This is a genomic window from Candidatus Ornithobacterium hominis, assembly GCF_951229915.1.
In the GTDB taxonomy this organism is placed as follows: domain Bacteria; phylum Bacteroidota; class Bacteroidia; order Flavobacteriales; family Weeksellaceae; genus Ornithobacterium; species Ornithobacterium hominis.
Genome location: NZ_OX579588.1, coordinates 393,204 through 405,671 on the forward strand (window position 1 = coordinate 393,204; position 12,468 = coordinate 405,671).

14 protein-coding genes and 4 tRNA genes are annotated in these 12,468 nt (G+C 35.3%); 15 read left to right on the forward strand and 3 right to left on the reverse strand.

The features are described from left to right. Positions 1-18 precede the first annotated feature (18 nt). Positions 19-615 carry a ribonuclease HII gene (gene rnhB, locus QOX03_RS01790; RefSeq protein WP_283671266.1) on the forward strand — a complete coding sequence of 199 codons (597 nt, stop codon included), beginning with the start codon at positions 19-21 and terminating at the stop codon, positions 613-615. A 29-nt stretch (positions 616-644) separates the two neighbouring features. Here the strand turns inward: rnhB and coaD are convergent, their stop codons facing one another. Beyond that, the gene (gene coaD / locus QOX03_RS01795; protein WP_283671267.1) at positions 645-1,109 is read right to left on the reverse strand and encodes a pantetheine-phosphate adenylyltransferase; all 465 of its coding nucleotides are present in this window, start codon (positions 1,107-1,109) and stop codon (positions 645-647) included. A gap of 17 nt (positions 1,110-1,126) precedes the next feature. Continuing rightward, positions 1,127-2,104 carry a D-alanine--D-alanine ligase gene (locus QOX03_RS01800; RefSeq protein WP_283671268.1) on the reverse strand — a complete coding sequence of 326 codons (978 nt, stop codon included), beginning with the start codon at positions 2,102-2,104 and terminating at the stop codon, positions 1,127-1,129. Between the two features lie 120 nt (positions 2,105-2,224). Here QOX03_RS01800 and QOX03_RS01805 point away from each other — a divergent pair, with 120 nt between their 5' ends. Continuing rightward, on the forward strand, positions 2,225-3,223 hold the full coding sequence (locus tag QOX03_RS01805) for a PASTA domain-containing protein (RefSeq protein WP_283671269.1): 999 nt from the start codon (positions 2,225-2,227) through the stop codon (positions 3,221-3,223). 3 nt (positions 3,224-3,226) lie between these two features. Beyond that, the gene (locus tag QOX03_RS01810) at positions 3,227-4,270 is read left to right on the forward strand and encodes an RluA family pseudouridine synthase (RefSeq protein ID WP_119059481.1); all 1,044 of its coding nucleotides are present in this window, start codon (positions 3,227-3,229) and stop codon (positions 4,268-4,270) included. Here QOX03_RS01810 and QOX03_RS01815 read toward each other — a convergent pair. Then, positions 4,249-5,613 (reverse strand): hypothetical protein, encoded by a 1,365-nt coding sequence (locus tag QOX03_RS01815; protein WP_283671270.1) that lies wholly within the window; start codon positions 5,611-5,613, stop codon positions 4,249-4,251. The genes QOX03_RS01810 and QOX03_RS01815 overlap by 22 nt on opposite strands. Before the next feature lie 89 nt (positions 5,614-5,702). Between QOX03_RS01815 and QOX03_RS01820 the strand changes: the two genes are divergently transcribed. The 12 genes from QOX03_RS01820 to tuf all read left to right on the forward strand — a co-directional run bounded on the left by QOX03_RS01820 (position 5,703) and on the right by tuf (position 12,419). Then, the gene (locus tag QOX03_RS01820; protein WP_119058158.1) at positions 5,703-5,954 is read left to right on the forward strand and encodes a type B 50S ribosomal protein L31; all 252 of its coding nucleotides are present in this window, start codon (positions 5,703-5,705) and stop codon (positions 5,952-5,954) included. Positions 5,955-6,123: 169 nt separating this feature from the next. Next, entirely contained in the window at positions 6,124-7,119 is a 996-nt protein-coding gene (locus tag QOX03_RS01825; protein ID WP_434800609.1) for a PLP-dependent cysteine synthase family protein, read from the forward strand. 5 nt (positions 7,120-7,124) lie between these two features. Further along, a complete protein-coding gene (locus QOX03_RS01830) occupies positions 7,125-7,976 on the forward strand; it encodes an SDR family oxidoreductase (protein WP_283671271.1) in 852 nt (283 codons plus the stop codon). Positions 7,977-7,979: 3 nt separating this feature from the next. Beyond that, positions 7,980-9,239 (forward strand): aminotransferase class I/II-fold pyridoxal phosphate-dependent enzyme, encoded by a 1,260-nt coding sequence (locus QOX03_RS01835; protein ID WP_283671272.1) that lies wholly within the window; start codon positions 7,980-7,982, stop codon positions 9,237-9,239. 60 nt (positions 9,240-9,299) lie between these two features. After that, complete coding sequence (gene rpsU / locus QOX03_RS01840; protein WP_283671273.1) at positions 9,300-9,494, forward strand: 30S ribosomal protein S21; 195 nt, start codon at positions 9,300-9,302, stop codon at positions 9,492-9,494. Between the two features lie 56 nt (positions 9,495-9,550). Then, positions 9,551-10,438, forward strand: a complete 888-nt coding sequence (locus QOX03_RS01845; RefSeq protein WP_283671274.1) for a tyrosine-type recombinase/integrase — start codon at positions 9,551-9,553, stop codon at positions 10,436-10,438. Positions 10,439-10,443: 5 nt separating this feature from the next. Further along, complete coding sequence (gene hpf, locus QOX03_RS01850; RefSeq protein WP_283671275.1) at positions 10,444-10,743, forward strand: ribosome hibernation-promoting factor, HPF/YfiA family; 300 nt, start codon at positions 10,444-10,446, stop codon at positions 10,741-10,743. A 106-nt stretch (positions 10,744-10,849) separates the two neighbouring features. Further along, positions 10,850-10,923, forward strand: a tRNA-Thr gene (locus QOX03_RS01855). 12 nt (positions 10,924-10,935) lie between these two features. After that, positions 10,936-11,018: transfer RNA gene (locus tag QOX03_RS01860), tRNA-Tyr, on the forward strand. 8 nt (positions 11,019-11,026) lie between these two features. Then, positions 11,027-11,099, forward strand: a tRNA-Gly gene (locus tag QOX03_RS01865). Between the two features lie 9 nt (positions 11,100-11,108). Then, positions 11,109-11,180, forward strand: a tRNA-Thr gene (locus QOX03_RS01870). A 51-nt stretch (positions 11,181-11,231) separates the two neighbouring features. After that, on the forward strand, positions 11,232-12,419 hold the full coding sequence (tuf, locus tag QOX03_RS01875; protein ID WP_119058163.1) for an elongation factor Tu: 1,188 nt from the start codon (positions 11,232-11,234) through the stop codon (positions 12,417-12,419). Positions 12,420-12,468 lie beyond the last annotated feature (49 nt).

Consider the following 12,468-nt stretch of genomic DNA (forward strand, 5'->3'; position numbering starts at 1 on the left):
TAGTCATAATTTTATTGCATGAAATTATCTTATCAAAAAAAACTATTAGAAGCAGGGCTAGACGAAGTCGGGCGAGGTTGTTTAGCTGGTCCAGTCTATGCGGCAGCAGTAATTCTACCTTGGGATTATCACTCCTCTATACTCAATGATTCTAAAAAATTATCTAAGAAAAATAGAGAAAAACTAGCGATAGAAATAAAAAAAGAAGCTTTAAGCTTCGGTATCGGGTTCTGTTCTGCACAAGAAATAGATGAAATAAATATTCTAAATGCCAGTTTTTTAGCAATGCACAAAGCTTTGAAAAAATTAAAACAACAGCCAGGGTTTCTAGCTGTAGACGGCAATCGATTTAAAGTTTATGAGCAAGTTCCCTTTCAATGCTGTGTAAAGGGCGACGCTCATTACCTTAATATAGCAGCGGCATCAGTTTTGGCCAAAACCGAAAGAGATTCCTTCATGGAAGAATTGCATGCAGAATATCCTCAGTATGATTGGGTAAATAATAAAGGCTACCCTACCAAGAAGCATCGCGAGGGGATTTTAAAGACAGGAATATCCCCCTACCATCGGAGGAGTTTTCAACTGATTCCACCCCAGCTGAAATTAAACATTTAAAATTTTTTAAGCCTTAAAAAAAATCGCATTCAATTGATTTTCACAGAATTAGGTACGAGGAGGCTATAGTCGCCTTTATTCCTTATCACGTCACGCACGATGCTAGAGCTGATGTAAGATTTCCCTGATGATGTGAGTAAAAAAACGGTTTCTAACTCTTGGTGAGTTAGAGCACGATTGGTGTGAGCGATAGCTTTTTCAAATTCAAAATCAGCTGGATTTCTTAAACCTCTTAAAATAAAATTAGCCTTTTTCACTTTGCAGTAATCGACGGTTAAACCCTCGTAAGTATCAATCATAACATTAGGAAAACCTTGAAAGGTTTTCTCCAAAAAATCGATGCGTTGTTCTAGTGAAAACATATAGTTTTTTTGAGCATTTTTACCAATTGCTACGATGATTTTATCAAACAAAGGAATAGCTCTTTTTACAATATCAAAGTGACCTAGTGTGATGGGATCAAAAGAGCCTGGGAAAACGGCGATTCTTTGCATAATAATGAATTTTTTGACTAATCTAATGATTTTAAAGCAGATTCAATTTCATTGGTAATGAAATCTTGAATGCTAATTTTAGCATACGCCAGCTGCTGGGGGAGAATACTTGCCGGTGAAAAGCCTGGTAAAGTATTGATTTCTATGAAATAAGGAGTGTTGTCTCGTAGAATGAATTCACTTCTCGACATGCCCTTTAATCCCAAAGATTTATAAATATGAATGGCTGTAGAAGAAATTTTTTCATACAAATCTGATGGAATATTGGCTGGTGTAATTTCCTTAGATTGGCCTTCGTATTTAGCTTGGTAATCAAAGAAATCGTTATAAGAAATAATTTCGGTAATACCAGGCACTATTATTTCATTTTTGTACTCAATCACACCTACCGAAACCTCGGTGCCGTCGATAAATTCTTCGATTAAAATATCTTGATCTTCTTTGAATGCAATTTCTAAAGCCTTAGAAAAATCTTCCTTTTTTTTCACTTTTGAAATGCCTAAACTACTCCCAGATTGGTTGGGTTTGACAAAACAAGGCAAGCCCAAATTTTCTATAATTTCGTCAACATCGTAGTCATTATTTTCTCTTAAATAAACTGATCGAGCAGTGGATATTCCATATTTATTTAAAACGGCTAAGCAATCTTTTTTATTAAAAGTCAGTGCAGAGAGGTAGTGCCCGCAGCCTGTGTATTTTTGGCCCACCAAATCCCAGTATGCTTGTAAATACCCGTCCTCGCCTGGCGTCCCATGAATGATGTTGAAAACGCAATCAAATTTTATTTTTTGACCATTTTTGGTAAAAGAAAAATCGCTTTTTTCAATAGGAAATTTCTTTCCATCAATGACGACTTGCCAGATGTTGCTTAGAATTTGCACGTCAAAAGCATGAAATTTATTTTTATCGATATGATTTAGAATTGTTTGTCCACTTTTTAGAGAAACTTTATGCTCGTCTGAAAAACCACCTGAAACGACTGCAATATTTTTCATAAAAAATTTTTTAAGGCTTCAAAAATACTATTATTCTTTTTCAAAAAAATATTTTTTTGGTAAATACAAATTTAGTAAGCCTTTAAACAAAACTTTTATATTTGTAAATTATTTAAATGTATGAAATTTTTTAAAGCTTTAATAAATTGGAAGTTTTGGTTGTCTTTAGTTTTAGGCGCGCTTTTTCTGATTTCGATTTATTTTTTTACTTTTAAATGGTTGAATGATTATACCTACCATAATATAGAAGTAGAAGTGCCTGATTTGTCTAAGATGAAGATACAAGAAGCAATGGCAAAACTTGATGAGATGAATCTACATTATACTATAGACAGCGTTAAATTCACTGAAGATGTAGAGCCCTTTACGGTTATTGATTTTTACCCCGCAGCGGGTTCGCAGGTAAAACCAGGGCGAAAAATCTTTATAAAAAGCAACCCGAGCGACTACCCGCCAGTGGAGCTACCTAACTTGATAGATAAAAGTAAGCGAATGGCATTTACGCAATTAGCGATGCGAAATCTGGTGGTGGGTGATACGATTTATGAAGAAGACCCAGCAAGAGATGCCGTGTTGCGTGTTTTGTATAATAATAAGGTGATACAAGCGGGAACTTCCTTGCCACGAGGAGCAAAGGTTGATTTGGTCTTGGGGCGTGGCTTTAGTGTAGATGTAAATGTGCCAGATTTGTTGGGGTTGAGTTTTCAAGAAGCAAAACGAATGCTGAAGGAGCGATTTTTTAACTTAGGGAATGTTACATTTTTAGGTGAGAGCAATGATACGATTTTAAGTAGTGTTGTTTATCAAGACCCGCCATCTACTGATTTGTATGATGAAGGATTGCCTGTTTCCATTTGGTTATCAGATAAAAACAGAGGAGAGTTACGTTCAAAAATTGACTCAATGGATATTCTTTTCCGTAGGAAAGTGAGTAGAGACGATTCTTTATACTATAATTCTGTACAAAATGCAAATAAAATAGACCTTAGTGATTTGCCTGAAGAAATCAGAAATCAAGTGAAGCACGATGAGCGGGCAAAACAGAATATGGAATTGAACAAAACACAGCAGGCTCCTGCAAAACCTAAAATTGATACGACAGGAATTTCAATTGAATAGAACATGCAAGAATTTCATGAAAGGCCAGAGGAAGATGAGGATGAAGAAGAGTTGTATGAACACTATAGATTCCGTGCAGAGAAAGGGCAGAAGCCACTTCGGGTAGATAAATATTTAATGAATTTTATAGAAAATGCTTCTAGAAATAAAATCCAACAAGCCGCCAAAGCTGGGAATATTTGGGTAAACGAAGAACCCGTAAAGCAAAACTACAAAGTAAAAGCCAATGACATCGTCAAAGTAGTTTTGAGCTATCCGCCCAAAGAAAATCAAATCATTCCGCAGAATATTCCAGTAAATATCATGTATGAAGATGAAAGTCTTTTACTAGTAAACAAAGAAGCTGGTATGGTAGTTCATCCCGGGCATGGAAACTACAGCGGGACACTCGTGAATGCTTTGAAGTACCATTTTGATCACTTACCTAGTATACAAAGTGAGTTAGAAAGACCAGGCTTAGTGCATCGGTTAGATAAAGATACCAGTGGGCTTTTGGTCATAGCTAAAACTGAATACGCAATGGATTATTTAGCCAAGCAGTTTTTTGAAAGAACAACCCGCAGAAAGTATATCGCACTAGTGTGGGGAAACGTAGAGTCGGATGAAGGAACGGTGAAAGGAAATATTGGTAGAAACCCTTCAAACCGAATGCAAATGGCAGTTTTGGAAGAGCCAGAAGGTAAACACGCCATTACACATTATAAAGTTTTAGAACGTTTTGGCTACGTAACTTTGGTAGAATGTCGTCTTGAGACAGGCAGAACTCACCAAATCCGAGTGCACATGAAACACATTGGGCATACTTTATTCAATGATGAAAGATATGGTGGAAATCAAATTCTGAAAGGCACAACCTTCAATAAATACAAGCAATTTGTGCAAAATTGCTTTGAGACATGCCCTCGGCAAGCCTTGCACGCCAAGACTTTAGGATTTCAGCACCCAGTGACGAAGGAAGAAATGAAATTTAACTCAGAAATCCCTTCTGATATGCAAAATTTAATTGAAAAATGGCGCGGCTATGCTCAATCAGCTATAGAAGCATAAGCACCCAAGTCTGGCGGATTCCTTCGACTTTGGTCATTCAAATCAGTAGAGATACTTTCAATAGAAATTCCTTTCTGTTTTGCAGGAGAATTTTTCTGGAGCGATAAATCTAAAGCCTTTAGAAAAATAGATTTAAATAAAGGTGCGCGGGTAATGATGGCATTAAAAATATGATTATCATTCAAATCAAGATTTTTTTCATCATCATTTTTGATCAAAACATGACTGAAAATCATTGGCTTGGAGGGTTTTGAGCCAAAAACAACCCCTTGGCGGTATCGCCCATGAAAAATCGAGTTGATGACTTGGAATGGCTGATTTTGATAATCTTTAATTTCCATAGGAATATTTTCGCCAAACGACTGAGCATATTGGTGAATTCCAGGGTTGGCAAAACTTGAATAAATGATTTCAGTTTCCAGCGGCCCCTCTAGAAGTAAAGTCGCCTGAGATGCATTGAAAAACACGGAATTAAAAATTTTTAATTTGCTCTGCTTGGCACGGACACCGTAAGTTCCAGAATTGATAATGAGGCTTTTGTCGATGACTAAATCTGATTCATCAGCATCCAAACCAATTTCAGCCGCTTTGATTTCAGTAGAGTGGAGATTGATTTTGGCATTTTGAGCTTTGATTCCTTTCCATTGCAAAGGTATCGAATCATAACCAGCATCATTTCTAAAGCCTTTGAAAATCACTCTTTTTTCGGGCGTTCCATTAGAATTTAATTCGCTATTGGGGTTTAAAATTACTTTAGACTCATGGAAAAACAACAACTTCGTTTTTGGTTGAATATTTAAAGTTTGATGTTGAGCCACGACTAAATCTTTTGTAAAAATATGAGCTATATCGTTGTGAAGCGTCGCTTGATTGTTTTGAAAAATTAAATCATCAGTATTCTTATAAATTTTTGATTTCTGAATAAAACCTGAAATCTCAATATTTTTTTGATTATTTTCTAAGCCTTTAAAAATTATTTTTTCTTTTATTTCTTTAGACTCAGTTGACTCGGGAGCAACAATTTGAAACAAAATTCTCAAGCTATCACCTTTCAATAACGGGACATTATGAAAATTTTGACCACTTTTCCCATGAATATTTAAATGAATATAGCTGGAAGTATTTTCGAGATAAATTTCAGGAATAAGAAGATTTTTTTTAGTTTGATTTTTAATCTGGAAAGAAAAAACAGGTGATGAAATTCCAGAATAAATGGTGTCCAAAAACAAACTGTCTTGAGCAATGGCGAAATGCAAATTTTGATTTTTCACCTCTAAATCCTCTCGGCAAGAAATAAAAAAAGTAGCCCAAAATGTGAGCAAGCAAAGAAATAAAGCTCTCATACTTTAAAGTTTAAACAAAAATAAATAAATATTTGCTACAGAAATAATTATTTGTATATTTGCAGTCCGATTTTAGAAATAAGGTAGTTATGCGTAAAGATATACATCCAGAGAATTATCGATTAGTAGCGTTTAGAGACATGAGTAATGAAGATACGTTTATTACCCGTTCTACAGCTGAAACAAAAGATACCGTAGAAATAGATGGTGTTGAATATCCATTGGTGAAATTAGAAATTACATCTACATCACACCCTTTTTACACTGGTAAAATGAAGTTGGTTGACTCTGCGGGTAGAGTTGATAAGTTTATGAATAAGTATAAAAAGTTTAAGAAATAACATATTTTCTCATAATAGTAATTTTTAGGCTTCGGTTTTTCCGAAGCTTTTTTATTTTTGATAAACTAATATAAACTATAAAAATTTATAAAGGCTTAAAAAAGCTTTCGCTTTACAATTTATATAAGCCGTTAAAAAAATTGTATTTTTGTTTTCAAATCTGAAAATTTTGAAAAATAAAATCAACCAAAATATTTTAGAATTGGTAGGTAATACGCCAATTGTAAAATTAAATAAGATTGTAAAAGATTTACCCTGCCCTGTTTTTGCAAAATTAGAATTTTTTAACCCTGGGCATTCATCAAAAGACCGAATTGGACTTCACATCATTGAAGAGGCAGAGAAAGAAGGCATCTTGAAGAAAGGAGCTACTATTGTAGAGACGACTTCTGGCAACACAGGTTTTAGTATTGCGATGGCAAGTGCGGTAAAAGGCTATAAATGTATACTTGCAGTTAGTGATAAGACAAAAGAAGACAAAATTGCTTTTCTGAAGGCTTTGGGCGCAGAAGTGCATGTTTGCCCAGCGAATGTACCAGCAGAAGACCCTAGAAGTTATTACGAAACGGCAAAGAGAATCCATCAAGAAACGCCCAATTCTATTTACATCAATCAATATTTTAATTTAAAAAACATTGATGCTCATTACTTGAGCACGGGGCCTGAGATTTGGGAGCAAACCGATGGACAAATCACGCATTTGATTGCAGCTTCAGGGACAGGCGGTACAATTTCTGGAGTGGGGCGCTACTTGAAAGAGAAAAATCCCGAGATTAAAATCATAGGAGTAGACGCTGATGGTTCTGTGATTAGAACTTATCATGAGACGGGAGAATTAGATAAGTCTAAAATTAAACCTTACAGGATTGAAGGTTTAGGGAAGAATTTGATTCCTGGGGCAACAGATTTTTCCGTCATAGACGAATATGTAACCGTGACGGATGAAGATAGTGCCTATTGCACTAGATTGTTAGCGCTAGAAGAAGGAATCTTGGCAGGGTACACAAGTGGAGCCGTTATTCAAGGGTTGAGAGAATATAAAAACAGATTATCTGAAAATGATTTTGCTGTAGTGATATTCCCTGACCACGGCTCTAGGTATATGAATAAAGTTTATAATAATGATTGGCTGAAAGAACAAGGCTTTAATCAAAAGGAATTTTAGTTTTTATGATAAAATATGCAGTAGTGACTGGAGTTTCATCTGGAATAGGTAAAGCAACCGCTCAGAAATTTTTAGAAAAAGGATTTTTTGTGTTTGGAAGTGTGAGAAAAAGAGAAGATGCACAAGAATTTGAACAAAATTTTCCCGAAACGTTCCAGACATTGGTTTTTGATACAACAAACTACTCTGCTGTAGATCAAGCTGTTCAGCAAATTGAAGAAAGAATTGGTAAACAAGGTTTGAGCGTTTTGGTAAATAATGCAGGTGTAGCTAAGTATGGCCCAATTCAATACGTGGATATAGAAGAGTTGAGAAATCAATTTGAAATTAATGTATTTGCACCGATTTACTTTACACAAAAACTTTTACCTTTATTGGGCGCATCCAAAGAAGCCAAATGGAAAGGAAAACTTTTCATAATTAGCTCTACTGCTGGCGTGATGACTAGGCCTATGCTTGGCCCTTACTCAGCTTCAAAGCATGCTATTGAAGCAGTATTTGATGCGTTACGCAGAGAGATGATGTTGTATGGGCTAGATGTTATCATTATAGAACCAGGGCCAATCAAAACAGAAATTTGGGGGAAAGCAAAAAGCAAAGAAAATCCTTACGTAGACACTGATTATGAATTGATTTTTGAAAAATTGGATGAAGCAGTGAATAAAATTGAAAAAGTAGGATTACCAGTAGAAGCCGTTTCTAATAAAATTTGGGAAATTTATAAAAGCCCCAAACCCAAGACAAGATATGTAATAGCGCCTAAAAAATTATTTTTTAAAGCAGCGATGTATCTCTTGCCAGATAAGACTTTAGATAAAATTTTCTTTAAAGATTTAAAAAAAATAATGAATAAATAAGATATGGATATTTTTGAAAGAATAAAACAGAATAGAGGCCCATTAGGTCAGTTTGCAGATTATGGAGAAGGTTATTTTATTTTCCCTAAGCTAGAGGGGGAATTAGGCCCACGAATGAAATTTCAAGGGAAAGAAGTTATTTGCTGGAGTTTAAATAACTATTTAGGTTTAGCTAATCACCCTGAAGTTCGAGAAATAGATAAAAAAGCCAGTGAAGAATATGGCTTGGCTTACCCTATGGGAGCTCGAGCGATGAGTGGCCACACCGAAAAGCATGAGGAGCTTGAAAATAAATTAGCAAAATTTGTAAATAAAGAAGTTGCATATTTATTGAATTTTGGATACCAAGGGATGCTATCTATCATAGATACACTATTGAGCCCAAAAGATGTGGTAGTATACGATAGTGATAGTCATGCATGTATAGTAGATGGCGTTCGATTGCATTTAGGTAAACGATTTACTTACCAACATAATGATGCTGAAAGTCTTGAGAAAATGCTAAAAAGAGCTCAAAATATTACAGAAAAAACGGATGGAGGAATTTTAGTGATTTCTGAAGGAGTTTTTGGAATGCGAGGCGAGCAAGGGAATTTAAAAGAAATCGTTGCACTAAAGCAAAAATATGACTTCAGACTATTAGTGGATGATGCGCATGGTTTTGGAACCTTGGGCAAAACAGGAGCAGGTGCTGGAGAAGAGCAGGGAGTTCAAGATGAAATTGATGTGTATTTTTCAACCTTTGCAAAATCAATGGCAAGTTTAGGAGCATTTGTTGCAGGCAATAAAAATGTAATAGAATATTTACAATATAATATGCGCTCTCAAGTTTTTGCTAAATCTTTGCCCATGGCATTGGTGATTGGTGCGCTAAAAAGATTAGACATGCTACAAAATCAGTCAGAGCTAAAAGATAAACTTTGGGAAAATACCAATAAACTTCAGTCAGGATTAAGAAAAGCTGGATTCAATTTAGGTAGTACAAACACTTGTGTAACACCAGTTTTCTTAGAAGGATCCACGGTAGAAGGCACGTTACTAGTCAAAGATCTTCGTGAAAATCATGGAATTTTCACCAGCATTGTCGTTTACCCAGTGATTCCAAAAGGAATGATTTTATTGAGATTAATTCCAACCGCAGCCCATACAGACAAAGATATTGAAGACACCATCCATGCCTTTACAGCCATTCGAGATAAATTAGTATCTGGACAATACGCAGAAATTGAGAAGAAAATGGATGTAGAATATCAACAATATTAATTTGTATATTAATTATTTTTGTTTAACTTTGCCTTTCATTAATAAAAGAGATGTAATTTTATGTTAATAGTTCCAGTAAAAGACGGAGAATCAATCGAAAGAGCTTTAAAACGCTACAAGAGAAAATATGATAGAACAAAGGTTTTAAGAGAATTAAGGGAAAGACAACAATTCACAAAACCTTCAGTAAAACGTCGTCAGGAGATATTAAGAGCTGCGTACAAACAGCGAATGCAGCAAGAAAACGAAGCTTAAATAAGTTTTACAATAAACTAAAAAAACCGCTTATCTTTGCATAAGCGGTTTTTTTTATGTTAGTAGATCGGTTTTTAATTTACATCAGAGACGAAAAAAGATACTCCAAGCATACATTGCATGCTTACGATTTTGATTTAAATCAATTTATTGAATTTTTAGAATCCAAAGGAATCTTAGATTTTCATGAAGTAAATTTAGTGATATTGAGAAGTTATATAGCTTTCTTGAATCAACAGAATTTAAAGGCAGTAACTATTAACAGGAAAATCAGTGCAATAAAAAAGTTTTTTAGTTTTTTGGTTGAGTTAAAAGAAATATCACTTAATCCAGCAAAAGATTTAAAATTTTTAAAGCCTTTAAAAAATATTGATCCACCATTATCAGAATCAGAAGTAAAAAAGATTCTAGAAATGGAATTTGATTTAGAAGAAGTAAATCAAAGAAGAGATTATTTAATCATTCAAATGTTTTTTTTCACAGGAATCAGAAGAGCAGAATTGATTGGTTTAACTAGCTCTGATATCTTACTTGGTGAGAAGATGATAAGAGTGCGAGGAAAGGGAAGCAAAACACGCATGATTCCGATATCTTCTTATTTAGCAGACCAAGTAGAACAATATATGAATTTGATGCAAGATAAAACAAGATTAAATTTAAGAGAATCCCTTTTTTATACGCATAAAGGAAATAAGATTTATCCAAAATTTGTACATAACTTAATCAATTCGTACCTTAGTATAGTTTCCACAAAAAGGAAGAAAAGCCCACATGTTTTGCGTCATACGTTTGCGACGCAATTATTGAAAAAAGGTGCGGATATTAATAGTGTAAAAGAATTAATGGGTCATTCAGCTATATCATCAACAGAAAAATATACCCATTATAACATTGAAGAATTAAAAAAAGTGTATAACCATTCTCATCCAAGAGAAAAAAAATGAAAATTATGAAAGTAAATTTGCAAGCAATAAATTTCAGCGCAAAACAAGAATTAGTTGAATTTATAGAAGAAAAATTAAATAAATTAGATCAATTTTCAGATCAGATTGTAGGAGCAGAAGTTTATTTAAAGTTGGATAACAATCATAGTAAAGAAAATAAAGTAATAGAAATCAGATTGCAAGTACCTGGAGATGATATTGTTGTGGAGAAGAATGGCTCTTCTTTTGAGGAAGCGACCAATCTTGCCGTCGATACATTAAAACGCCAAATAATCAAGAAAAAAGAAAAAGCTGCGAATAAATAATTTTTTTCATCAATAATTTTGTTAGAAAAAAAAATGTTTTATATTTGCAGTCCGTTTGTGAAAGAAACTTTCTTTAAAGTTGTTTTTTTATAAACGGACAAGAGTTGCCTCTGTAGCTCAGCTGGCTAGAGCAGCTGATTTGTAATCAGCAGGTCGTGGGTTCGAGTCCCTCCAGAGGCTCTTTATTAAAATGGGCAGATACTCAAGTGGCCAACGAGGGCAGACTGTAAATCTGCTGTCTTTCGACTTCGGAGGTTCGAATCCTTCTCTGCCCACTTTTTTTGCGGGAGTAGCTCAATTGGTAGAGCTTCAGCCTTCCAAGCTGAATGTTGCGGGTTCGAGTCCCGTCTCCCGCTCAACTTTTGGCCGATGTAGCTCAGGGGTAGAGTGCTTCCTTGGTAAGGAAGAGGTCACGGGTTCAAATCCCGTCATTGGCTCAACGGTTAGATTTGAATAATTAAACACAAATAGAATTAATTTTTTTTAAAATGGCAAAGGAAACTTTTAACCGAGACAAGCCGCATTTAAATATAGGTACTATTGGTCACGTTGACCATGGTAAGACTACTTTAACTGCAGCGATTACTAAAGTATTAGCAGATAAGGGTTTTTCGGAAGCGCGTGCTTTTGATCAAATTGACAATGCTCCTGAAGAGAAGGAGAGAGGTATTACAATTAACTCTTCTCACGTGGAATACCAAACAGAAAATCGTCACTATGCGCATGTTGACTGTCCTGGTCACGCTGATTACGTTAAAAACATGGTAACAGGAGCTGCGCAAATGGATGGTGCAATTTTGGTTGTGGCTGCGACAGATGGTCCAATGCCTCAAACGCGTGAGCATATCCTTTTGTGTCGTCAGGTGAATGTTCCAAGAATTGTTGTTTTCTTGAATAAAGCAGACATGGTTGATGATGAGGAATTGATGGAGCTTGTGGATATGGAAGTGAGAGATTTGCTTTCTTCTTATGAGTATGATGGAGATAATACTCCTGTAATACAAGGTTCTGCCTTAGGAGCTCTGAACGGGGAAGAGAAGTGGGTTGACACTGTGTTGAAGTTGATGGATAGTGTAGATGAGTGGATTGAAATTCCAGAAAGAGATCAAGATAAGCCTTTCTTGATGCCAATCGAGGATATCTTTTCAATTACAGGTCGAGGTACCGTTGCTACTGGGCGCATTGAGGCAGGTGTGATTAATACAGGAGATCCTGTTGATATTGTGGGTATGGGAGATGAGAAGTTGACCTCTACTATTACAGGAGTTGAGATGTTTAGAAAAATTCTTGACAGAGGTGAAGCTGGAGATAATGTAGGTCTTTTATTGAGAGGTATTGAGAAAAGTCAAATTAGCCGTGGAATGGTTGTTGCAGCTAAAGATAGCGTTACTCCTCATGCTAAATTTAAAGCAGAGGTCTATATTTTGACTAAAGAAGAAGGTGGTCGTCATACTCCGTTTAAAAACAATTACCGTCCTCAGTTTTATGTGAGAACTACTGACGTTACAGGTGAAATTCACTTGCCTGAAGGAGTTGAGATGGTGATGCCTGGGGATAATATCACTATTGAAGTTGATTTGATTCAACCGATTGCACTCAACGAAGGTCTTCGATTTGCAATTAGAGAAGGTGGTCGAACTGTAGGTGCTGGTCAGGTAACTGAAATTTTAGATTAAATATATTTTTAAATTTGAATAGAGGTGTTTCTGACATTAAATCAGGAAC

What these genes read in the sequence shown, in the direction of transcription:
- QOX03_RS01800 (WP_283671268.1), bottom strand. Translation starts at nt 2,104, where the DNA reads ATGAAAAATATTGCAGTCGTTTCAGGTGGTTTTTCAGACGAGCATAAA.
- tuf (WP_119058163.1), top strand. Translation starts at nt 11,232, where the DNA reads ATGGCAAAGGAAACTTTTAACCGAGACAAGCCGCATTTAAATATAGGT.
- QOX03_RS01820 (WP_119058158.1), top strand. Translation starts at nt 5,703, where the DNA reads ATGCGTAAAGATATACATCCAGAGAATTATCGATTAGTAGCGTTTAGA.
- QOX03_RS01830 (WP_283671271.1), top strand. Translation starts at nt 7,125, where the DNA reads ATGATAAAATATGCAGTAGTGACTGGAGTTTCATCTGGAATAGGTAAA.
- rpsU (WP_283671273.1), top strand. Translation starts at nt 9,300, where the DNA reads ATGTTAATAGTTCCAGTAAAAGACGGAGAATCAATCGAAAGAGCTTTA.
- QOX03_RS01835 (WP_283671272.1), top strand. Translation starts at nt 7,980, where the DNA reads ATGGATATTTTTGAAAGAATAAAACAGAATAGAGGCCCATTAGGTCAG.
- QOX03_RS01805 (WP_283671269.1), top strand. Translation starts at nt 2,225, where the DNA reads ATGAAATTTTTTAAAGCTTTAATAAATTGGAAGTTTTGGTTGTCTTTA.
- QOX03_RS01815 (WP_283671270.1), bottom strand. Translation starts at nt 5,613, where the DNA reads ATGAGAGCTTTATTTCTTTGCTTGCTCACATTTTGGGCTACTTTTTTT.
- coaD (WP_283671267.1), bottom strand. Translation starts at nt 1,109, where the DNA reads ATGCAAAGAATCGCCGTTTTCCCAGGCTCTTTTGATCCCATCACACTA.
- QOX03_RS01810 (WP_119059481.1), top strand. Translation starts at nt 3,227, where the DNA reads ATGCAAGAATTTCATGAAAGGCCAGAGGAAGATGAGGATGAAGAAGAG.
- hpf (WP_283671275.1), top strand. Translation starts at nt 10,444, where the DNA reads ATGAAAGTAAATTTGCAAGCAATAAATTTCAGCGCAAAACAAGAATTA.
- rnhB (WP_283671266.1), top strand. Translation starts at nt 19, where the DNA reads ATGAAATTATCTTATCAAAAAAAACTATTAGAAGCAGGGCTAGACGAA.
- QOX03_RS01845 (WP_283671274.1), top strand. Translation starts at nt 9,551, where the DNA reads ATGTTAGTAGATCGGTTTTTAATTTACATCAGAGACGAAAAAAGATAC.